The following is a 20,235-nucleotide window of genomic DNA, read 5'->3' as shown; positions in this document are numbered from 1 at the left end:
GGGGTCCGGGCGTACGGGGCCGCGTACCGTACGGGCATGGCACCGGCCCATGGCCCCGACGCGCCCGCTCGCCTCACCTACCCCGAGGTGGGCGCCACCCGCCGGTGGCCGCTGCCCGCCGGCTACCACCATTTGCGAGTGCGTACCCGCGTCGGGCACGGCCGCGCGGTGTTCGAGGCCGCGGGCCGGGCGGTCATGGACTGGCGGATGCACCGCGCGGTCGGGGTCTCGATCCGCACGGGGGTGCCCGTCGCCACCGCCGGAGAGCCGGTGCTCGTCGGTCTCGGGGCAGGGCGGCTGCGGCTGCCCGCGCCGTGCGAGGTGGTGTGGACGGTGGCGGACGAGGAGCGGATCGGCTTCGCCTATGGGACACTTACCGGACATCCGGAGCATGGCGAGGAATCGTTCGTGGTGAGCTTGGAGCCGGACGGGTCCGTGGTGCTGACGGTGACGGCGTTCAGTCGCCCGGCGGCCTGGTTCTCCCGGGCATGCGGGCCGCTGGTGCCGCTCTTTCAGCGGGCGTACGCACGGCGCTGCGGCAGCGTCCTGCGGCGGTTGGCGGCGCGGTGAACGCGGCTGCCAGGTTTGCAAGTTTTTGTTTTCGGACATAAGAAGCTTCTGGGACCAGACGCCGCCTTAACCGATCGGCCACAGTCCGTTTGTGACGGCGCAACACCTTTGCGCAAAGCTGTTCCCATGACTTCCCAAGCGACCCCCGAGCACCCCGCCCGTCACCGCCACCGCTGGCGGCGCGACCTGGTCGAGCTGGCGGCCCTGTTCACGGCGGTGGCGGTCGCTGACACCCTGGCAATCACCGTAGTCCCCGGTCCCGACGGACCGTTCCTGCTCATCGCGTCGGCGGTGGCGCTGCTCGCCACGGCCGGCTTCCACATCCGATGGTCACGACGCCACGGTCACGCGCCGCCGACGGCGTCAGCCTCGCCCACGGTCGGCGCGCACACCGTCGCCGCCCCCGCGGGCGCCCCCCGAGCCGAGGACCGCGAGGCCACCACGCTGTGGCGGATGCGGACGACCGTACGGGACGAGCCGGGCTCCCTGGCCGCGCTGTGCGCGGCACTGGCCCAGCACCGGGTGGACATCCTCTCCCTGCAGACCCACCCCCTGGGGAACGGGACCGTGGACGAGTTCCTGCTGCGCGCCCCCGAGGCCCTGCCGGCCGCCGAGCTGACCCGCGCCGTGACGGACGGGGCCGGCAGCGGCACCTGGGTCGAGCGGGCCGACACCCACGACCTGGTGGACGCCCCGACCCGGGTGCTGACCCTGGCCACCCGCACCGCGCTGGACGCCGCCGAACTTCCGCTGGCACTGCGCCAGTTGCTCGGCCGCTGCACCATCCACTCGCTTCCGGCGAAGTCCCTGACCGGCCGCCGTCTCGACGGCACACCGCCGGTCGAGGGCGTGCTGGAGGAGACCGTGATGCGGCTGCGCGATCCGTCCGGCGGTGCGATCACCATCGAGCGGCCGTATCTGCCGTTCACCCCGACCGAGTTCGCGCGGGCCCGCGCCCTGGTCGAGCTGGACGCCCGGCTCGGCCCGCGCGTCCCGCACCGCAGCGATGTGCTGACGCTGCCCGAGGGCAACGCCATCACCGTGCGCCGCGCCGACCTCGGCGATCTGGACCCGGCCCTGGAGATGCACGACCGCTGCTCCCCCGCGACACTCGGCCGGCGCTACCACGGCCCGGTCGGCGACGCCGACCGCTACCTCGGCCATCTGCTGAGCCCGCGCTTCGGCCGGACGCTCGCCGCGTACACCGCCTCCGGCCGCCTGGTCGCCCTCGGCCACCTGCTGTGGGACGGCGACGAGACCGAGGTGGCGCTGATCGTCGAGGACGAGTGGCAGCGCCGCGGCGTCGGCGGGGAGCTGCTGCGCCGGCTGGTGGCGATGGCCGCCGAGACGGGGTGCGAGAGCGTCTACGCCGTCACCCAGTCGGCCAACACCGGGATGGTCGCAGCGATGCGCTCGCTCGAACTGCCGCTGGGCTACCAGATCGAGCAGGGCACCCTCGTGATCACCGCCCGGCTCACTCCGGCAGCGGCGCCCGCTCCGCTCCCGCCGCTGCCGGCGCCGCCGGGCAGACACTGAGCACCCGAGCCCGATCCGCGCCGAGCGCCTGGTCCAGGTCGCGCCACAGGTCCTGGGCGTCCTCCAGGCCGACGGACATCCGCAGCAGCCGGTCGCTGATCCCCGCCGAGCGGCGGTCCCCCTCGGCCACGATGCGGTGGCTGATGGAGGCCGGGTGCTGGATGAGGGTGTCGACACTGCCGAGGCTGACCGCCGGGGTGATCAACCGCACCCCGGCGATCACCTCGTGCGGATCGCCGCGGGTCTCGAAGGCGACCATCGCACCGCCGAGCCGCGGATAGTGGACGCGGGCCACCCGCGGATCAGCGGCCAGCCGCCGGGCGAGCTCGGCGGCGGTCGCCGAGGCGGCACGCATCCGCACCGGCAGCGTGGACAGGCCGCGCAGCAGCAGATACCCGGCGAGCGGATGCAGCACCCCGCCGGTGGCGAACCGCACCTGGCGCAGCGCCCGCGCGAACTCCTCGTCGCAGGCCACCACCCCGCCCAGCACATCGCCGTGTCCGCCGAGGTACTTGGTCGCGCTGTGCAGCACGATGCCCGCGCCCTGCTCGGCCGGGCGCTGGAGCACCGGGGTGGCGAAGGTGTTGTCGGCGAGCAGCGGCACGGCGCCGCAGGAGCGGGCGACGGCCCGCAGATCGAGTTCGGCGAGCGTCGGATTGGCCGGGGACTCGACCATCACCAGGCCGGTGTCGGGGCGGATGGCGTCCGCGATCCTGGCGGGATCCACCCAGGTCACCTCGGTGCCGAGCAACCCGCCGTCCAGCAGATGGTCGCTGCAGCCGTACAGCGGGCGGACCGCGACGACATGGCGCAGCCCGCGCGCGACCCGAACCAGCAGACAGGCGGTGAGCGCCGCCATACCGCTGGCGAAGGCGACCGCGCTCGCGGTGCCCTCCAGCCGGGCCAGGGCCGTCTCGAAGCGGGCCACGGTCGGATTGTCGAGGCGGGCGTAGACGGGCGGGCCGTCCGGCCGGGCGCCGGTGGCGGCGAAGGCGTCGATCCGGGCGGCTTCCTGGCGGCTGTCGTACGAGGGGTAGGTCGTCGACAGATCCAGCGGTACGGCGTGCAGGCCCATGCCCGCGAGGTCCTCGCGACCGGCGTGGACGGCCTCGGTGGCGAGCGTGTGGCGGCCACCCCTGCCCTGCGTGCTCTCCGTGATCTCCATGAGTGCAGGGTGAACACATCCGGGGCCGTGGCGGGATCCTCCCGTGCTACGTTCGGCCGATGGCCGATAACGTCGCTCTGGATCCGGTGGATCTGCACATACTGCGGCTCCTGCAGAACGACGCCCGGACCACCTACCGCGATCTGGCCGCCCAGGTCGGCGTGGCGCCCTCGACCTGTCTCGACCGGGTCGCCCGGCTGCGCCGCTCGGGGGTGATCCTCGGCCATGAACTCCGCCTGGACCCGGCCAAGCTGGGGCGCGGTCTGCAGGCGCTGCTCTCCGTCCAGCTGCGGCCGCACCGCCGGGAGCTGGTCGGTCCGTTCGTGGAGCGGATCCGGGCGCTGCCCGAGTCGCGGGCGCTGTTCCATCTGGCCGGTCCGGACGACTACCTGGTGCATGTCGCGGTGGCCGGCACCGCCGATCTGCAGCGGCTGGTGCTGGACGAGTTCACCTCACGCCGCGAGGTGGCCCGGGTCGAGACCCGGCTGATCTTCCAGCAGTGGGAGTGCGGACCGCTGCTGCCGCCCGCGCCCGGTGGCTCATCAGCCCCGTAGCACACTCCCGCAGCAGTGGGAGTGCGGACCGCTGCTGCCGCCCGCGCCCGGTGGCTCATCAGCCCTGTAGCACACTCCCGCTCGGCCACGTCACACCCCACATGCTGCTGACGGCGTGCCCCTGATCGTACGAGGATGGCCACATGTCCGAGACCAAGAACGCTCCGCTGCCCCGTCAGGTCGCCGACAGCTATGTCGACGCCCTCATCGAACTCGATCCGATCACCGGCACCTACCTGGGCGTTCCCGAAAGCTCCCGGCGCCTTCCGGACTTCTCCCCCGCCGGAGCCGAGGCCGTCGCCGACCTCGCCCGCACCACCTTGGACCGGCTGGCCGAGGCCGAGGCGCGCCCCGGAGCGGACAGCGACGCCGAGCGGCGCTGCGCCCGCCTGCTGCGGGAGCGGCTGACCGCCGAGCTCGCCGTGCACGACGCCGGCGAGGGGCTGCGCGCCGTCAGCAATCTGCACTCCCCGCTGCACTCGGTGCGCGGCATCTTCACCGTGACGCCCGACGACACCGAGGACGACTGGGCGGCGATCGCGGCGCGGATGCGCGCCGTACCGGCCGCGCTGGAGGGCTACCGCGCCTCGCTCGCCGAGGGGCTGCGGCGCGAGCTGCTCGCCGGTCCCCGGCAGGTGATCACGGTCCTCAGCCAGTCGCAGCAGTGGATCGGCAAGGACCGCAGCTGGTTCGCCGACTTCGCCGCAGAGGGGCCGCAGGCGCTGCGCGCCGAGCTGGACGAGGCGGCGGCCGTGGCGACCGCCGCGCTCGTCTCGTTCCGCGACTGGCTGCGGGATGTGTACGCACCGGCCGTCGAAGGCGCCCCCGACGTCGTCGGACGCGAGCGCTACGGCCGCTGGGCCCGGATGTGGAACGGCACCGATCTCGACCTGGACGAGGCGTACGCGTACGGCTGGTCGGAGTTCCACCGCATCCACGCGGAGATGCGCGCCGAGGCCGAGAAGATCCTCTCCGGCGCCACCCCCTGGGAGGCGCTGCGCCATCTCGATGACCACGGCGCGCACATCGAGGGGGTCGAGGAGACGCGCGTATGGCTGCAGGAGCTGATGGACGAGGCCATCGAGCAGCTGAACGGCACCCACTTCGACCTGGCCGACCGGGTCAAGCGGGTCGAGTCGATGATCGCCCCGCCGGGCAGTGCGGCGGCACCGTACTACACCCAGCCCTCGGTGGACTTCTCCCGGCCGGGGCGCACCTGGCTGCCCACCATGGGCGAGACCCGCTTCCCGGTCTACGACCTGGTCTCCACCTGGTACCACGAGGGCGTGCCCGGCCACCATCTGCAGCTCGCGCAGTGGGCCCATGTCGCCGACCAGCTCTCCCGCTACCAGGCGACGGTCGGCATGGTCAGCGCCAACGCCGAGGGCTGGGCGCTGTACGCGGAGCGGCTCATGGACGAGCTGGGCTACCTCTCCGACCCGGAGCGGCGGCTGGGCTACCTCGACGCGCAGATGATGCGCGCGCTGCGCGTGATCGTCGACATCGGCATGCATCTGGAGCTCGAGATCCCGGCCGACTCGCCCTTCCACCCCGGTGAGCGGTGGACCCCGGAGCTGGCCCGGGAGTTCTTCGGGCTCCACTGCGGCCGCCCGGCGGACTTCCTCGACAGCGAGCTGGTGCGCTACCTGGGCATGCCGGGCCAGGCCATCGGCTACAAGCTGGGCGAGCGCGCCTGGCTGACCGGCCGCGAGGCGGCCCGTAAGGCGCACGGCGACGCGTTCGACGCCAAGAAGTGGCATATGGCGGCGCTGTCGCAGGGCTCGCTGGGGCTGGACGACCTGGTCGCGGAGTTGTCGGCGCTCTGACGCGGGCGGGCGCGGGGCCGTGGGGACCATGTTGCCGCGGCCCGCGACCGCTGTGACCCGAGGAGGGAAGGGCTCCACATGGCATACCGGACAGCCTGTGAGGACGGCCGGTTCGTACTGGGGGACGGCCGGGTGACGCTGCGAGAGCACTCCCCCGAGGACGCGGCGGTACTGGCCGACGGCAAACCCGGCGAGCTGCGCTGGATCGACGGAGAACCCGGCGAGGAGTCGATCGGGGCCGCCGGGATGACCGTACGGGCCTCGATCGCGGGCCGGTACCGCTCGCCCTGGGGCATCTTCGCCATTCTGCGGGCCGAGGACGGTGTGGCCCTGGGCAGCATCGGCTTCCACGGCCCGCCCCTGCCCTCGGGGCCCTCGGGGGGCGAGGTGGAGGTCGGCTACGACCTGTCGCGGTCGGCCCGCGGGGCGGGCTGGGCGACCGACGCCGTGCGGCTGCTGGTGGGGTGGGCGCTGGAGCAGCCGGAGGTCCGTACGGTCCTGGCGACCACCGAGCCGCGGAACGGCCCCTCCCAACGGGTGCTGGCCCGGGCGCGGTTCGAGCGGATCGCGGACCGTGGCGCGCTGTGGGCGTACGCGCGCACAAGCGCCGAGCCATGACGAAATCCGCTCAGCAACCGCAGTCGCGCCGAGCACATCACAGGCCCAGCCCTTGTACGGCCGGGGTTTCCACTGCTAGACAGCGGCTATGACCGGGTATTCCCCAGACGCCATCGACTGGCGCATCCTCGACGCCCTGCAGAGCAATGGCCGCGCGGGGTACGCCGAGCTGGCGCGCACCGTGAACATGTCCGCGAGCACCGTCACCGAACGGGTCCGGCGCCTCGAGGAAGCCGGGGTGATCTCCGGGTACACGGCCGTGCTGGATCCGGAACGGCTGGGTCTTCCGGTCCTCGCCTTCGTGCGGCTCCCCTGTCCGAACGGGAAGGACAAGCCCTTCCACGATCTGATCGCCACGACGCCGGAGATCCTGGAGGCCCATCACGTCACGGGCGAGGACTGCTTCGTCATCAAGGTCGCGGCGCGGTCGATGCGGCATCTGGAGGAGGTCTCGGGGCGGATCGGCGCGCTCGGCCCGGTGACCACCAGCGTCGTCTACTCCTCGCCGCTCGCCCGCCGCGCCCTCAGCACCTGACGCCTCCGCTCGCCGGGACGCGATGGCGCACCGAAGACCCCTCGCGCGCTGGAGGAGGTCTCGGGGCGGATCGGCGCGCTCGGCCCGATGACCACCAGCGTCGTCTACCCCTCGCCGCTCGCCCGCCGCGCCCTCAGCACCTGACGCCTCCGCTCGCCGGGACGCGATGGCGCACCGCCGACCCCTCGCGCATCTTCACCACCTCCAGCTGGGCCGGGATCCGCCGGCGCAGATCCGCGACATGGCTGACGATGCCGACCGTACGGTCCCGCTCGCGCAGCGCGTCCAGCACATCCAGGACCTCGTCGAGAGTCTGCTCGTCCAGGCTGCCGAACCCCTCGTCGATGAAGAGGGTGTCCAGGCGGACGCCGCCCGCCTCGTCCGTGACGACATCGGCGAGGCCGAGAGCGAGCGCGAGCGAGGCGAAGAAGGTCTCGCCGCCGGAGAGGGTGGCGGTGTCGCGCTCGCGGCCGGTCCAGGCGTCGATCACATGCAGGCCGAGGCCGGAGCGGCCGCGGCCGCCCGAGCGGGCGTCGGAGTGCACCAGCGTGTAGCGACCGGAGGACATGTGCGCCAGCCGCGCGCTTGCCGCGGCCGCGACCTGCTCCAGCCGGGCGGCCAGGACGTACGCCTCCAGCCGCATCCGGCGCTCGTTCTCGGCGGAGGTGCCCGCGGCGAGCGACGCGAGGCGGGCGACGCGCTCGTACTCCTCGCGCAGCGGGGCGAGTCGGCGGGCGTCGGCGACCACCTGTGCGGAGAGGGCGTCCAGGTCCTCACAGCGCTTTCGGGCCGCCGCGTCCGCGGCCGAGGCCTCGCGCAGGGCGCGAGTGGCCGCCTCCGCCGCCGCCTCGGCCGCCGCGGGGTCGGCGGGCGGCTCCTGCGCGGCGGCCAGCACGCCCGGATCCGCCAGCTCGGCCGCGACCGCCGCCGACTGCGTCTGCCACGCGTCGAGGCGATGGCGGGCCTCGCGCTGCCGGTCCGGGCTGAGTACGGCGTCGGCGGCCTGCTCCGGGGGCGCGAACCCCGCCCGGTGCGCGGCCTCGGCGAGCCGTGCGCCCGCCTCCTCCAGCCGGCGCGTGGCGGCTTCGGCACCCCGCGCCGCCTCGGCGGCCCGCGCCACCAGCCCGGCCTGCCGCTCAAGCCGGGCGGCGCGCTCCGCCACGGTGGCGTCCCCGTCCCGGGCCTGCTCCAGCTCCGCCAGCAGCGCCGTCCGCTCCCGGGCCAGTGCCTCGCGGCGCGACGTACGGGCCGCCGCCCGCCGCTCGGCCTCCTGCCGCTGGGCAAGGCGCCGCTCGTGCTCCCGCTCGGCCCGGTCCAGGGCGGCACGGGCGTCGTGGCCATCGGCCCCCGCGGCACGGGCCTCGGCGAACGCCGCCCGCACCTCGGCCAGCTCCCGGTCCAGCTCATCGGCCTCGGCGGCGCCGGCCGTCGCCTCCGCGCCCGCGAGCGCCTCGCGCAGCGTCTGCAGCGTGCGCTCGGCCTCCTCGCGGCCGGCCTCGGCGCGCTGATAGCCCTCCAGCGCGGCCTCCTCCGCCGCACGGTCCACATGCCCGGCCTCCGGGCGGGCGGGGCTCGGGTGCTCCGTCGCCCCGCAGACTGCGCAGGGCTCCCCCGCGCTCAGCCCGGCCGCCAGCTCGGCCGCGATCCCCCGCAGACGCGCCTCCTTGAGATCGAGCCAGCTCTGCCGCGCGGCAGCGGTCTCCTCCCGGGCCCGCAACAGCTCCTCCCGCGCCCGCTCCGCCTCCCCGGCCACCCGATCCCGCTGCCGGGCGGCCTCCAGCCGCCGCTCGGCGGGCTCGATCCGCGCCCCGAGCTGCTCGGCGCGGGTGGCCGCCTCCTGCGCGACGTCGATCCGCCGCTGATGCGCCCCGCGGGCCGCCTCCCAGCCGCTGAGCCACTCGGCGGCCTCTTCGATCACCTCGTCGTCGGCCCGCGCCTCCCGGTCGAGAGCCGCGATCTCGGCGACAACGGCCTCGACCCGCCCCTCTCCTCGCCGAGCCGCGGCGAGTGCCCCCACCGCCTCCCGCAGCCGTCGCTCCACCACGGCCAGCCACTCGGCGTCCGCCTCGGCGAGGCTGCCCGACGCCCTGGACACCGACTGACCCGGCACGCCCGCGTCGGCGCGCCCCGCTGCCTCTGTCCGGGCAGCGGCGCCCCGCCCGCCGGCGCCCGCGTCCGGGGGGCGCGCACCCGAGGCGGTGTCCGCTTCGCCACCGATGTGCGCGGCGGCAGGTGCCCTGCGCTGCTCGGGGATCTCCGCTACGGGGGCGAAGGCCGGCGCGTCCAGGCCGGGTTCGGTGGCCAGGCGGGCTCGGGCCTGGCGCTCGGCGGTCAAGGCGGTGCGGTGTTCGTGGGCGGCGGAGGTGTGGAGGTCGAGGGCCGGGGCCACCGCGTCGGCGGCGCGGGCCCGTTCGAGCAGGTCGTGGACCCGGTCGCGGTCGGCCCGCCGGCGTTCGAGGTCGTCCGCCCGGCGCCGGGCGTCGGCGTGGCGCTGCTGCAGCTGGGCCCGTTCGCGTGTCGCGTCGGCGGCCCGCTGGGCCGTCCGGTGGGCGGCCTCGGCGGCCTGTACCGCGGCGAGCGCGATATCGCGTCGCTCCCGGGCGCCCGTGCGGGCGAGGGCGGCCCACTCCAGGACGGCGTCGGCCAGCCCCGGTTCGCCGGGGGCGAGTTCGGGCAGGGGATGGTCGTCGAGTTCGGGGGTGTCCCCCGCCGCCTGGGCCATCCGGTGGGCAAGCGCGAGAAGCCGCTCGTCCCCGCCGGAGACCCGCTTCTCCGCGGCCCGCCGCAGCTCGGCGAGCCGATCCTCGACCGCGGCGAAGCGGCTGGTGTCGAACAGCTTGCCCAGCAGCTTGCCGCGCGCCAGCTCGTCCGCGCGCAGAAAGCGGGCGAAGTCGCCCTGCGGCAACAGCACCACCTGGCAGAACTGCTCCCGGCTCATGCCGAGCAGCTGCCCGATCTCCTCACCGATCTCCTGGTGGGAGCGGCTGAGCGCCTTCCACCCGCCCGCCGATCCGTCCGCCCCGGGGACGTACTCGCGCAGCAGGGACCGCGCCTTCTCTCGCGTCGTTCCCGTGCCCCGCTTCTTGGGCCTCGGCTGCTCGGGGCGTCGGGTGATCTCCAGGCGCCGTTCGCCGACGGTGAGTTCGAGGACGACCTCGGTGGGGGTGGGCGGATCGGCGTGGTCGCTGCGCAGGGAGAGTCCGCTGCCCTGCCGGGCGCCGGGCACCTGGCCGTACAGGGCGTAGCAGACCGCGTCGAGGACGGAGGTCTTGCCGGCGCCGGTCGGCCCGTGCAGCAGGAAGAGCCCGGCTGCGGACAGCTCCTCGAAGTCGATCTCCTGGGTGGTGCCGAACGGGCCGAAGGCCGTCACGGCGAGCCGGTGCAGCCTCATCGCGCCGCCTCCCCGGTCCCCAACGCCCTCTCCTCGTGCCGTACGGCCTCGAGCGCGTCACCGAGCAGCCCCCGCTCGCCCTCGTCCGGGCCGCGCCCACCCCGCACATGGGCCACGAAGTCCTCGGCGATGTCCCGGTCCGAGCGGCCGCGCAGCCGCTGGGCGTAGGAGGCGAGCGGGTCCTCGGGGGGCCGCTCGGGGTCGAAGACCAGGGTGAGCACATGCGGGAAGCGGCGCGCCAGCCGGGCCATCGGCTCGTACGGACGGACCGCGTCGGTGAGGGTCGCCTCGACCCATGCCTCCTCGTGGCGGGCCAGACCGGGATCGGCCAGCAGATCCTCGATCCGGCCGCGGATACGGGCCAGCGGGCGGGGCACCGGGCAGTCGATCCGCTCACAGACCGGCGGCTCACCGCCCGTCTTCCCCAGCTCGACGAGCCACATGGACTTGCGGTGGGCCGTTTCGGAGAAGGAGTACGCGAGTGGGGAGCCCGAGTAGCGGATCCGCTCGGTGAGGGTCTGGCAGCCGTGCAGATGCCCGAGCGCCACATAGTCGACGCCGTCGAAGATCTCGGCGGGCACGGAGGCGACACCGCCGACGGTGATGTCCCGCTCGCTGTCGCTGACCGCTCCGCCGGTGACGAAGGCGTGGGCGAGAACGACGGACCGGGTGCCGGCGGGCCGGGCGGCGAGGTCGGCGCGCACCCGGTCCATGGCGGCGCCCAGCACCGCCGTATGCCCGGCGGCCGGGGCGCCCAACGTCTCGCGTACCAGGCCGGGTTCGAGATACGGCAGCCCGTAGACGGCCACCTCGCCGTGGTCGTCGGTGAGGACGACAGGGCTGGCGCATCCGGCCGGGTCGGTACGGAGATGGATGCCGGCGCGCTCGATGAGCCCGGCGCCGACGCCGAGGCGGCGGGCCGAGTCATGGTTGCCGGAGATCATGACGGTCGGCACGCCGAGGTCCGCGAGCCGGTGCAGGGCGTCGTCGAAGAGTTCGACGGCGGCGAGCGGCGGCACCGCGCGGTCGTAGACGTCCCCCGCGACCAGAACCGCGTCGACCTGCCGCTCCCGCACGGTGGCGACGAGGTGGCCGATGAACTCCCGCTGCGCCGCGAGGAGGTCGACCCGGTGGAAGGACCGTCCGAGATGCCAGTCGGAGGTGTGCAGAATTCTCACAAGCAGTCTCCGACCCGCACGTGTGTCCTTCCTCCGCCCCAGTGGCCAGCGTCACACCCGGACCGGATACGCGCGGTGCGGGCACCGACCACGTTAGCCGCGGCCGGTGCCCCGCTCCTCAGGGACCTCACTTTTGCCGGGCGTGTCTAGGGACGGGCATCCCACCACTGGGCCTCCTCGGAGTCCTCGGACCTCTCGAAGGGGCGGGTGTCGAGGTAGTACCACTCCGCGGTGGCCACCTTGGCGGCGGCTCCCGGCGGCGGCCTCGAAGCCTCGGTCCGGCTGCGCCCCGCGGCGGCCCGCGCCGTCCCGGCCCGTGCCGCCAGGATCACTGCGCCGCAGGCCGACGGGTCAGCCAAAACCCCCGGAGCCCTCCGCCCAGCGCACTTCCGCCGAGGAGGGTGTGTCGCCGGGGGGCCGCTACGCGTCCTGGTACGCCTCGCCGCCCAGCTCCAGGGCCGCGGTCCCGGCGGTGGTGTCCGCCAGCCAGTCACGGAAGGCGTCCACCTCGGTCTCGGGCAGTCCCAGCTCGATCGTCACGGCCTCGGCATAACGGACATCGCGCACCGCCCGTCCCGTGGCCCGCAGATCGTTCTCCAGCTTCCCGGCCCGCTGATGGTCGACGGTGACGGTGACCAGCCGGAACCGCTGCCGGACCACGGTGCCCAGTGCGTCCAGCGCCTCGCCGACCGCGCCGCCGTAGGCCCGGATCAGCCCGCCCGCGCCGAGCTTGACGCCCCCGTAGTACCGGGTGACGACGGCCACCACGTACCGGATTTCCCGGCGCAGCAGCATCTGGAGCATGGGCACCCCGGCCGTGCCGCCCGGCTCTCCATCATCGCTCGCCTTCTGTACCCCGCCGTCGGCTCCGATGACGTAGGCGAAGCAGTTGTGCGTGGCGGTGTGGTGCTCCTTCCGGACGCGCTGGATCACCTCCTGCGCCTCGTGCTCGCTCGCGGCGGGGGCGAGGGTGCAGAGGAAGCGCGACTTGTTGATCTCGATCTCGTGCACGCCCTCGCGCGCGATCGTCCGGTACCGCTCCTGCATCCGGCCACCCTAATCCGTGCTGGTGTCCCGGCCTGTTGTGGTGAGCGAACAGCGGGGTACCCATAGGGCTGTATGAGGCATTTGCACGCCTTCCAAGGAGCCGCTGTGAAAATTGGTGTGTCGACCTTCGTCACCGACCATGGCATCAGGCCCGTTCCGTTGGGCCGGGCCCTGGAGGAACGGGCCTTCGAGTCGCTCTTCATCGCCGAGCACACCCATATCCCGGTGGAGCGCCGCTCGCCCTACCCGGGCGGCGGAGAGCTGCCGGAGGAGTACTACCGCACGCTCGACCCGTTCGTCACCCTGAGCACGATGGCCGCCGTCACCGAACGGCTGCTGCTGGGCACCGGCATCGCCCTGGTGGCCCAGCGGGATCCGATCATCACAGCGAAGGAGGTGGCCTCCCTGGACCTGGTCTCCGACGGGCGGGCCGTCTTCGGGGTCGGCATCGGCTGGAACCGCGAGGAGATGGAGAACCACGAGACGGACCCGAAGACGCGGGGCCGGCTGGTGGATGAGCGGCTGCAGGCGATCCGTGAGCTGTGGACGAAGGAAAAGGCCGAGTTCCATGGGGAGTTCGTGGACTTCGACCCGGTCTACATGCGGCCCAAGCCCGTCCAGCGCCCGCATCCGCCGATCTTCGTGGGCGGCGGCGAGGGGGCGTTCCCCCGCATCGCCGCCTACGGGGACGCCTGGCTGGCCAACAGCGCGTCGCCGGACGAGCTGGCCCCCCAGCTGGAGCGGCTGCGGAAGGTGGCGGGCCGGGACGTGCCCGTGACGGTGTACGCGGCGCCGGAAACACCCGAGGCAGTCGAGGGTTACCAGCGGCTGGGAGTCGAGCGGGTGCTGTTCTATCTGCCGACGATGCCGGAGGCGGAGACGCTCGAGCACCTCGACACCATGGCCGAGGTCGCCGCCCGGTTCCGCTGAGTTCCGCCTGATCCGCCGGGCGGCACCAGATCCGCCGGGCGGCACCCTCCGGCGCGGGCGGGCCGCCCGGCACGGTCCGCGGGTCCGCGGGAGCGGGCCCCCGGCACGGTCCGCAGCAACGGGCCACCCAGCACGGTCCGCGGGCGGTCCGAGCGGGCCCCCCGGCACAGTCCACGCGAACGGGCCCCCGGTCCGCCGCAGGAGCAGGCCCCCCGGCACAGTCCGCAGCAACGGGCCACCCGACACGGTCCGCAGGGGCGGGCCCCCGGTCCGCAGGAACGGGCCCCCGGTCCGAGCGGGCCCCCCGGCACGGTCCACGGGAACGGGCCCCCGGTCCGCCCGCGGGAGCAGGCCCCCGGCACGGTCCGCAGGAGCAGGCCCCCCGGCACAGTCCGCAGCAACGGGCCACCCGGCACAGTCAGCAGGAACGGGCCCCCCGACACGGTCCGCAGGGGCGGGCCCCCGGTCCGCAGGAGCGGCGGCCCCGGTCCGCGGGAGCGGGGGCCCCGACACGGTCCGCCGGGGGCGGGCCCCCCGGCACGGTCCGCGCCCCGCCGTCAGCTCGTGGTCTCCGCCATCCTCGCGTACTCGTTGCCGAGCTGGGACATGGCGTGCCGGTACTCCTCCTGGGACACGGCCTCCCGCAGCGTGGCGAGGACGGCCCGGACCCCTCGGTCGGCCTCCGCCATGGACAGTCCGGTGCGATCGTGCACCCTGCGGATCGACTCCTCGGGGTCGAGGAGCTCCATCTCCCGCCGCCCCCGGTGAAGATATTCCCGAAGGTGTTCCGGAAGCTCCAGGGCGAGATCGCGCGCCTCGCCGTCGCTCAGCCGAAGCGCCAGCACGTCGAGAGTGGCGCGGGTGAGGTCGGCCGCTTCCTGCCGCGAGAGCTGCGTACGGTCCGCCACCTTTTGAAAGAACTCTCTTTCGTCCATGCGGGCCTCCTTACCGGAGTCGAGGACGTCATCCTCCACCTTGCCACGTACGCATCCCCCACGCGAGGCACCACGAGCCCCCGACGAGCGGGGTCCCGGTCACAGACCGAGGCGGTACGGCATCATGCAGACGACGACATCGGTGCGCGCCCTGAGGACCGTGGCCAGCAGCAGGCCGCGCTGGTTCTGGAGGATCTTGTAGCGCCGGTGCCGGGGCTCGACCTCGGGGATGAGCACGGCGACCTCCCGGCCGCCCCCGGCCTCGCGCCGCACGTACGCGACCATCGGCTGCACCAGGGAGCGGTGCGGGCTGTCGATGATCTCCAGGCGCACCCCGGGATTCCAGCGCTCCCAGGTGTCCTGCAGCGCCCGCGCCTTCGCGGGCTCGGCCTGGACGCTGACCGCCACGACCTCGTCGCCCAGGGCGAGCGCCGCCGTCAGCGCGCGCTGCGCGAGCCTGCTGACGTCGCCGAGCGGGACGATGACCAGGCTCATGGTGCGCACCGGTGGCGGCGGGATCCGCCCGAGCCCGAGTTGCTCGCCGGCCGCCGTGTAATAGCGCTGGACGCGGGTGAACAGCAGCATCAGCAGCGGCACCGCGACGACGACCGCCCAGGCCCCTTCGAGGAACTTGGTGGTCAGCAGGACCAGACCGGCCACGGTGGTCAGCACGGCCCCCAGAGCGTTGATCATCGCCCGGCGCAGCCACCCTTCCGGCTGCTCGGTCGCCCAGTGCCGTACCAGCCCGACCTGGCTGATGGTGAAGCCGGTGAACACCCCGATGGCGAACAGCGGGATCAGCCGATGGGTCTCGGCCCCCACCGCGTTGAGCAGCACGGCCGACAGCAGCGCCAGCGCCACCACGCCGTACCGGTACACCGGCCGCTCCGCGCGCAGCCCGAACAGGTGGGGCAGCCGGTCGTCCCGCGCCAGCACGCTCATCAGGACCGGGAGGCCGCCGAAGCTGGTGTTCGCGGCGAGCGCGAGGACAAGGGTGACGATGAGGTTGGTCGCGTAGTACTCCCATCCGGTTCCGTACGACCCGGCGGCGAGCTGGGCGAGGACCGTCACACCGCCGCGCGGCGCCACATGGTCGCGGCGGATCAGATACGCCATCCCGAGCAGCATCACTCCAAGGAGCATGCCGAGCATCAGCTCGGTGTGCTGGGCCCGCTTGACGCGCGGCTCGCGGAACATCGGCACGCCGTTGGCGATGGCCTCCACCCCGGTCAGGGCGGAGCAGCCCGAGGAGAACGCTTTCAGGATCAGCAGGACGCCCAGCGCCTCGGTGGCCCGGACGGGGTGGGCTGCGCCGACGACGGCCGCGGGGTGCGAGCGCAGGATCCCCATGACGACGACGCCGAGCATGCTGACGATGAACAGCACGGTCGGCAGCATCAGCACCCGGGCGCTCTCGGCCACTCCCCAGAGGTTCACGGCCGTGAGCAGGGCGAGCAGCACCAGGCAGACGGCGAGCAGATGCGAGGAGAGGATCGGGAAGGCGGAGGCGAGGCTGGCGGCGCCGGCGGCCAGGCTGACGGCGACGGTGAGGACGTAGTCGATGATCAGGCTCGCCGCGGCGAGCAGGCTCACCCGCTGCCCGAGGCTCTTCTTCGCCACCGCGTAGGCGCCGCCGCCGTCCGGATGGACGGCGATCACCTGGCAGTAGGAGATCACCAGCACGGTGAGCAGGACGGTGATGACGACGGTGATGGGCAGCGTGGCGGTAAGGGCCCCGGTGCCGGCGGCGACCAGGACGACCACGATGGCCTCGGGGCCGTACGCGACCGAGCTCAGCGCGTCCAGGGACAGCGCGGCCAGCCCCTCAAGGCTGGTGAGATGGTGCTTGTCGCCCTCCCCGTGGCGCAAAGGTACCCGTGGCCGCAATGCGCGGTGTGCCAGTCCGAACGCCATGGGGAACCTCGGGGCGGGGTTGTCGGGGGCCGTCCCGCGACAGTGTGCCCCGCCGTGGCGCCCGGCCACCTGAGGCATGCCCGACCAGCCGCCACTTGTCCGCCGCCTCCGTAACTTCCCTGACCTGACCGAGTGCTCCTCACGGCGCTCCCCGAGTGTCGCCGCGGCGGTGGGAGCCGCGCCCATAGCATGACCTGGCGCGGTCATCGACCTGTCGGCAGCAGGCCGGGCCGTGCGATTGGTTCCTGGGGGCCCATGCGGTCGCGCATCCGGCGAGCGAGGGTGGCGCTGACGAGGCGCGCCGGGTTACGCCCAGCGCCGGACGACTGGAGGTTGGTGACCATGACGGTGATGTCCGTGCCCAGGTTCGAGCGGTTCTTCCGGGTGGCGGCGGGACTTGATGTCGACAAGAACGACCTCAAACGCTACAGCGACTTCGTGGACGCCAAACTCTACGATCTGCTGCTCATCGCCGAGGCGGTCGCGAAGGCCAACACCCGGGACGTGATCCTGCCGTGGGATCTGCCGATCACCAAGGGGCTGCAGGAGAACATCCACCGCTTCCGGGACCTCGACCACGAGATCGAGTTGAAGCCCATCCTCGATCAGCTCGCCACGCACCCGCCGCTGGACCGCGCACCCGACGACGCGACGGAGGCGAGGTTGCCGGAAATCGTCGGCGGGCTCAGCCTGGCGCTCGCCAAGGCGTTCAAGACCATCTACCCGGACCTGAAGAACCCGCAGACCAAGCACTGGGAGACGGTCTGGCGGCTCTTCGATCTCCTGCTGTGACGCCGGGGTTGTGAATGCGGGGAGCGATGCGGTGACCGCCGGACCGGCTAAGCGGATGCGGTGAAGTTCGCCGCTGATCCCTCCCCGTTCGGCCTGGTCGAGGGCTTGGACGCCGAGAAGGATCAGCACTTGACTTCGCCGTAACCGCTCAGGAGGGCATGACTGCGGACATCGAGGCGGGCATACGCGCCTTGAGGTCCTTCCACTCGCCCGCGCTGACGTGGTTCTCGAGGACATGCAGGACCGTGCGCACCAGTTGCTCGGTGTCGCCCTCGATCGCGTACGGAAAGTCGTGCCGGACCCGCCGCAAGAATTCCTCGCTGTTCATTTTCACGGGCGTCTCCGCGGGTTTCCACCCGTCGTAGTAGACGCCGCGCAGCAAGGTCGGAAGCTGCGCTCCGAACTGCACGGCCTCATCGACCGACAGCCGGTCCCGCAGGTGGTGCAGGACCGCGCGCAGAGCGGCGTACGACTGCTTCCGGCGCTCCTTGGGCCACCCATAGGCGTGCTCGATCTCCTTCAGGACATGGTTGGCCTTGTCGACCATGGTGTCGAACGAGGAAAAGCCTGTCGCGACCATCATGTAGTCCTTCCGATGCCCGCGGCGGCGCCCGGCGGAGCGGGGCCGCCGCGGGAGAGAGCCGGATCCCGGCGGTCTCAGCCGCCTTGGCGTTCGCCGCTCTCGGTTATCTCGATGTGACGGGGCTTGGCGGACGCCGCCTTGGGGACGGTGATCGTGAGCACGCCGCTGGACATGCTCGCCGTGACGCCCTCGGTGTTCACTTCGCTCGGAAGCAGCAACCGGTACTCGAAGCGACCGGTACGGCGACTGCTGTGCCGCATGATGCCTTTGCGCTCCCGTTCCTTGATCTCCCCCGTTACGGCCAGCTCCTGGCCATTGACCTCGATGTCGACGTCCTTGCGGTCCACGCCGGGGAGCTCGAGTTCTATGTGATAGGCGTCGTCGGCTTCGGTCACATCGGCGGACGGCGTCCACGCCGCTACGGCGGGAGCCGCGCTTCCGACCGTGGATTCGAGCAGACCGCCCATCTGGTTGATGAGGTCGTCGAATTCGAGAAGTGGATTGCGCGCCCAGCCCCTGGGACGCTCCACCGTTCCCTGGCCTCGCTGTCGGCGAACCGGCATGTTCATCGTGCGTCCCTCCGGTCGTGTCGGTTGGTGAGTAGCGGATCTGTTGTGTGACCACCGCCCGGCTCGGCGAACCGGCCGGACGGAGCTTCTGTGTCATCGGGGTGGCGCGCGACGTCGACGGTGGTGGTGTGGCCGAGGTGCTCATGGACCTGATGGATGGCCATCGCCCCTTCACCGGCGGCGGAGGCCACCCGCTTGACCGAGCCGCTGCGCACGTCGCCCGCGGCGAAGACCCCGGGCAGGCTGGTCTCCAGCCCCAGACAGGCACGGCCCTGGCCCTCCCAGACCCTGCCACTCGCGCGGGCCTGCGCCGGGGCGCCGGTGAGCACGAAGCCACGGTCGTCCAAGGCGACCACGTCGCCGAGCCAGGCCGTACGGGGCTGGGTCCCGATGAAGACGAACATCGCGCGCACGACCAGCTTGCGGCGCTCCCCCGTTCGGTTGTTCTCCACCATGATGGCCCGCAGGGCATCGTCGCCCTCCACCTCGCGCACCTCGCTGTTCAGCAGCACATTCACCCGTGGATGGCGTTCGATCTGGTCGACGAGGTAACGGGACATCTTGGCGCCGAGGTCCGGGCCCCGGATCAGCAGATGGACGCGCGGGACGCGCTGCGCGAGGAAGAGGACGGCCTGGCCCGCTGAGTTACCGCCGCCGACCACCGCAACCGGATCCGCGCTGCACTGCTGCGCCTCGTACACGGTCGCCGCATAGTAGACGCTCGCCCCCTCCACCCGTTCGATGCCGGGCACTTCGAGCCTGCGGTACAAGGCGCCCGTTGCCAGCACGACGGTATGGCTCACCACATCGCCGCCGTCGGCGAAGGTGACGCGGTAGTAGCCGTCGTCCTCGGGCTTGAGCAAAGTCGCTTCCGCGGGAACCCACACCCGGGCCCCGAACTTGCGCGCCTGAAGCTCGCCCCGGTCGGCGAGGTCGGAACCGGAGATCCCGGTCGGAAAGCCGAAGTAGTTCTCGATGAGGGACGACGTGCTCGCCTGGCCGCCCGTGGCGATCGCGTCCAGGAGGGCCGTGGTCAGTCCCTCGGACGCGCCGTAGACGGCGGCCGCCAGCCCGGCGGGTCCGGAGCCGACGATGATCAGATCGCTGCGGGTCTCCTCGGCGGACGGAGGGGAGAGACCGATGAGCCGCGCCAGTTCGGCGTTGCTGGGGTTGCGCAGCACCCGCTGATCGCGCCAGATGACGATCGGTGTCTCCTCCGGGGGGATGGAGAAGCGGCGCAGCAGTGCCTCGGCCTCCTCGTCCGACTCCAGATCGATCCAGCGGTGCGGCAGCCGGTTGCGGGCCGCGAACTCGCGCAGCCGCCGGGTGTCGGGTGAGTAGCGCGAGCCGATGATGCGGAAGCCCGCGCCGACGCCGACGAGCAGCGCGCGGCGGCCCAGATAGGCACGGAGGATGAGGTCGCCGAGGATCGGATCGCGGGCGACCAGCACCCGCAGCCGGTCGACCGGAAGGGACAGCACTTCTCCCGGATCACGGGCCCGGGCGGTGTAGAAGGCCACCTGTCCCTGGAGAAGCCCCAACTCGCCGAGGAAGCGCCCCGGTCCGTGCACCCTCAGGACCCGCTCGTCGGGGGTGCCGTGGGCCTCTACGATCTCGATGGAGCCGCTGAGGATGACCAGAAAATCCGCACACCGCTCCCCCTCCCGGACCAGCACCTGGCCCGGCTCGACCCGGAAGCGCTCCCCGTGTTCGGCGAGGAACGCGATCTGGGCTTGCGACAGCCGGGGGTAGGCGCCGTACAGATCCGGGGTCTCGAACGGCACCGCCTCCTCGGGAGCGGCGTCGGGGGGCCGGTCGTCGCCTGCCATCAGGCCAGCGCCTCGTGGGCGTAGCACCAGCGCCAGTTCTCGCCCGGCTCCATGGGTTCCACGATGGGATGCTGCTCGGCGTAGGCGTGGGCTCGCGCGTGCTTGAGCGGTGAGGAGTCGCAGCAGCCGACGTGGCCGCAGGTCAGACAGAGCCGCAGATGCACCCACGGGGACCCCAGCCGCAGGCACTCCTCGCACCCCTCGGGGCTGCGCGGGGAGACCGGGCGCACCATGGACAGGTGCGGGTCGGGTTGGATTGCCAT

At 72.9% G+C, this 20,235-nt stretch carries 18 protein-coding genes and 1 pseudogene; 9 read left to right on the top strand and 10 right to left on the bottom strand.

Features of this window, described 5'->3' with window-relative positions; all coding sequences use genetic code 11:
* Positions 1 to 36 precede the first annotated feature (36 nt).
* Both ABZU99_RS04415 and ABZU99_RS04410 read left to right on the top strand, forming a co-directional pair.
* Positions 37 to 570: a DUF1990 domain-containing protein gene (locus tag ABZU99_RS04415; protein ID WP_356047983.1), complete on the top strand. Its 534-nt coding sequence runs from the start codon at positions 37 to 39 to the stop codon at positions 568 to 570.
* A gap of 126 nt (positions 571 to 696) precedes the next feature.
* On the top strand, positions 697 to 2,106 hold the full coding sequence (locus ABZU99_RS04410) for a GNAT family N-acetyltransferase (RefSeq protein ID WP_355950971.1): 1,410 nt from the start codon (positions 697 to 699) through the stop codon (positions 2,104 to 2,106).
* Here the strand turns inward: ABZU99_RS04410 and ABZU99_RS04405 are convergent.
* Entirely contained in the window at positions 2,045 to 3,271 is a 1,227-nt protein-coding gene (locus ABZU99_RS04405; protein ID WP_356047981.1) for a PLP-dependent transferase, read from the bottom strand. The genes ABZU99_RS04410 and ABZU99_RS04405 overlap by 62 nt on opposite strands.
* A 59-nt stretch (positions 3,272 to 3,330) precedes the next feature.
* Between ABZU99_RS04405 and ABZU99_RS04400 the strand changes: the two genes are divergently transcribed.
* The 5 genes and pseudogenes from ABZU99_RS04400 to ABZU99_RS04380 all read left to right on the top strand — a co-directional run.
* Positions 3,331 to 3,825 carry an Lrp/AsnC family transcriptional regulator gene (locus ABZU99_RS04400; protein ID WP_355950966.1) on the top strand — a complete coding sequence of 165 codons (495 nt, stop codon included), beginning with the start codon at positions 3,331 to 3,333 and terminating at the stop codon, positions 3,823 to 3,825.
* Between the two features lie 143 nt (positions 3,826 to 3,968).
* Complete coding sequence (locus ABZU99_RS04395) at positions 3,969 to 5,651, top strand: DUF885 domain-containing protein (protein ID WP_356047979.1); 1,683 nt, start codon at positions 3,969 to 3,971, stop codon at positions 5,649 to 5,651.
* Positions 5,652 to 5,729: 78 nt separating this feature from the next.
* Complete coding sequence (locus ABZU99_RS04390) at positions 5,730 to 6,269, top strand: GNAT family N-acetyltransferase (RefSeq protein WP_356047977.1); 540 nt, start codon at positions 5,730 to 5,732, stop codon at positions 6,267 to 6,269.
* Positions 6,270 to 6,357: 88 nt separating this feature from the next.
* A complete protein-coding gene (locus ABZU99_RS04385) occupies positions 6,358 to 6,804 on the top strand; it encodes an Lrp/AsnC family transcriptional regulator (RefSeq protein ID WP_355950958.1) in 447 nt (148 codons plus the stop codon).
* Positions 6,805 to 6,831: 27 nt separating this feature from the next.
* Positions 6,832 to 6,948 (top strand): annotated as a pseudogene (locus ABZU99_RS04380) (Lrp/AsnC family transcriptional regulator); the annotation flags it as partial.
* Here the strand turns inward: ABZU99_RS04380 and ABZU99_RS04375 are convergent.
* The 3 genes from ABZU99_RS04375 to ABZU99_RS04365 form a co-directional block, all read right to left on the bottom strand.
* On the bottom strand, positions 6,938 to 10,195 hold the full coding sequence (locus ABZU99_RS04375; RefSeq protein WP_356227713.1) for an SMC family ATPase: 3,258 nt from the start codon (positions 10,193 to 10,195) through the stop codon (positions 6,938 to 6,940). The pseudogene ABZU99_RS04380 and the gene ABZU99_RS04375 sit on opposite strands and share 11 nt — an antisense overlap.
* The gene (locus ABZU99_RS04370; RefSeq protein ID WP_356047974.1) at positions 10,192 to 11,373 is read right to left on the bottom strand and encodes an exonuclease SbcCD subunit D; all 1,182 of its coding nucleotides are present in this window, start codon (positions 11,371 to 11,373) and stop codon (positions 10,192 to 10,194) included. Before ABZU99_RS04370 ends, ABZU99_RS04375 begins: the two co-directional genes overlap by 4 nt.
* Positions 11,374 to 11,793: 420 nt before the next feature.
* Positions 11,794 to 12,420, bottom strand: coding sequence for a YigZ family protein (locus tag ABZU99_RS04365; RefSeq protein ID WP_355950951.1), 627 nt, complete (start codon positions 12,418 to 12,420; stop codon positions 11,794 to 11,796).
* A gap of 105 nt (positions 12,421 to 12,525) precedes the next feature.
* Here ABZU99_RS04365 and ABZU99_RS04360 point away from each other — a divergent pair, with 105 nt between their 5' ends.
* On the top strand, positions 12,526 to 13,350 hold the full coding sequence (locus ABZU99_RS04360) for an LLM class F420-dependent oxidoreductase (RefSeq protein ID WP_356047972.1): 825 nt from the start codon (positions 12,526 to 12,528) through the stop codon (positions 13,348 to 13,350).
* Between the two features lie 557 nt (positions 13,351 to 13,907).
* Here the strand turns inward: ABZU99_RS04360 and ABZU99_RS04355 are convergent.
* Positions 13,908 to 14,285: a DUF2267 domain-containing protein gene (locus ABZU99_RS04355; protein WP_355950945.1), complete on the bottom strand. Its 378-nt coding sequence runs from the start codon at positions 14,283 to 14,285 to the stop codon at positions 13,908 to 13,910.
* Positions 14,286 to 14,384: 99 nt separating this feature from the next.
* A complete protein-coding gene (locus tag ABZU99_RS04350; RefSeq protein ID WP_356047970.1) occupies positions 14,385 to 16,199 on the bottom strand; it encodes an APC family permease in 1,815 nt (604 codons plus the stop codon).
* Positions 16,200 to 16,541: 342 nt separating this feature from the next.
* Between ABZU99_RS04350 and ABZU99_RS04345 the strand changes: the two genes are divergently transcribed.
* Positions 16,542 to 16,991, top strand: coding sequence for a DUF1931 family protein (locus tag ABZU99_RS04345; RefSeq protein WP_355950939.1), 450 nt, complete (start codon positions 16,542 to 16,544; stop codon positions 16,989 to 16,991).
* Between the two features lie 148 nt (positions 16,992 to 17,139).
* On the opposite strand, the gene ABZU99_RS04340 is transcribed toward ABZU99_RS04345, so the two are convergent.
* From ABZU99_RS04340 to ABZU99_RS04325, 4 genes are all read right to left on the bottom strand, one after another.
* Positions 17,140 to 17,571, bottom strand: a complete 432-nt coding sequence (locus tag ABZU99_RS04340; protein ID WP_355951009.1) for a DUF2267 domain-containing protein — start codon at positions 17,569 to 17,571, stop codon at positions 17,140 to 17,142.
* A 77-nt stretch (positions 17,572 to 17,648) separates the two neighbouring features.
* Positions 17,649 to 18,143: an Hsp20/alpha crystallin family protein gene (locus tag ABZU99_RS04335; RefSeq protein ID WP_355950936.1), complete on the bottom strand. Its 495-nt coding sequence runs from the start codon at positions 18,141 to 18,143 to the stop codon at positions 17,649 to 17,651.
* A complete protein-coding gene (locus ABZU99_RS04330) occupies positions 18,140 to 19,972 on the bottom strand; it encodes an FAD-dependent oxidoreductase (protein ID WP_355950933.1) in 1,833 nt (610 codons plus the stop codon). Before ABZU99_RS04330 ends, ABZU99_RS04335 begins: the two co-directional genes overlap by 4 nt.
* The gene (locus tag ABZU99_RS04325; protein WP_355950930.1) at positions 19,972 to 20,235 is read right to left on the bottom strand and encodes a UBP-type zinc finger domain-containing protein; all 264 of its coding nucleotides are present in this window, start codon (positions 20,233 to 20,235) and stop codon (positions 19,972 to 19,974) included. The genes ABZU99_RS04330 and ABZU99_RS04325 overlap by 1 nt, the downstream gene beginning before the upstream one ends.

This window comes from Streptomyces sp. NPDC005266 (genome assembly GCF_040607655.1).
Taxonomy (GTDB): Bacteria; Actinomycetota; Actinomycetes; order Streptomycetales; family Streptomycetaceae; genus Streptomyces.
The sequence above is the reverse complement of the archived record's forward strand: the minus strand, read 5'-3'. Positions and strand labels throughout refer to the sequence as shown.

Bases quoted from the DNA above. Each gene is read 5' to 3' on its own strand.
- ABZU99_RS04385 (WP_355950958.1), top strand. From the start codon at position 6,358: ATGACCGGGTATTCCCCAGACGCCATCGACTGGCGCATCCTCGACGCC.
- ABZU99_RS04350 (WP_356047970.1), bottom strand. From the start codon at position 16,199: ATGGCGTTCGGACTGGCACACCGCGCATTGCGGCCACGGGTACCTTTG.
- ABZU99_RS04410 (WP_355950971.1), top strand. From the start codon at position 697: ATGACTTCCCAAGCGACCCCCGAGCACCCCGCCCGTCACCGCCACCGC.
- ABZU99_RS04400 (WP_355950966.1), top strand. From the start codon at position 3,331: ATGGCCGATAACGTCGCTCTGGATCCGGTGGATCTGCACATACTGCGG.
- ABZU99_RS04375 (WP_356227713.1), bottom strand. From the start codon at position 10,195: ATGAGGCTGCACCGGCTCGCCGTGACGGCCTTCGGCCCGTTCGGCACC.
- ABZU99_RS04330 (WP_355950933.1), bottom strand. From the start codon at position 19,972: ATGGCAGGCGACGACCGGCCCCCCGACGCCGCTCCCGAGGAGGCGGTG.
- ABZU99_RS04415 (WP_356047983.1), top strand. From the start codon at position 37: ATGGCACCGGCCCATGGCCCCGACGCGCCCGCTCGCCTCACCTACCCC.
- ABZU99_RS04365 (WP_355950951.1), bottom strand. From the start codon at position 12,420: ATGCAGGAGCGGTACCGGACGATCGCGCGCGAGGGCGTGCACGAGATC.
- ABZU99_RS04340 (WP_355951009.1), bottom strand. From the start codon at position 17,571: ATGGTCGCGACAGGCTTTTCCTCGTTCGACACCATGGTCGACAAGGCC.
- ABZU99_RS04390 (WP_356047977.1), top strand. From the start codon at position 5,730: ATGGCATACCGGACAGCCTGTGAGGACGGCCGGTTCGTACTGGGGGAC.
- ABZU99_RS04405 (WP_356047981.1), bottom strand. From the start codon at position 3,271: ATGGAGATCACGGAGAGCACGCAGGGCAGGGGTGGCCGCCACACGCTC.
- ABZU99_RS04395 (WP_356047979.1), top strand. From the start codon at position 3,969: ATGTCCGAGACCAAGAACGCTCCGCTGCCCCGTCAGGTCGCCGACAGC.
- ABZU99_RS04355 (WP_355950945.1), bottom strand. From the start codon at position 14,285: ATGGACGAAAGAGAGTTCTTTCAAAAGGTGGCGGACCGTACGCAGCTC.
- ABZU99_RS04345 (WP_355950939.1), top strand. From the start codon at position 16,542: ATGACGGTGATGTCCGTGCCCAGGTTCGAGCGGTTCTTCCGGGTGGCG.
- ABZU99_RS04335 (WP_355950936.1), bottom strand. From the start codon at position 18,143: ATGAACATGCCGGTTCGCCGACAGCGAGGCCAGGGAACGGTGGAGCGT.
- ABZU99_RS04325 (WP_355950930.1), bottom strand. From the start codon at position 20,235: ATGGCAATCCAACCCGACCCGCACCTGTCCATGGTGCGCCCGGTCTCC.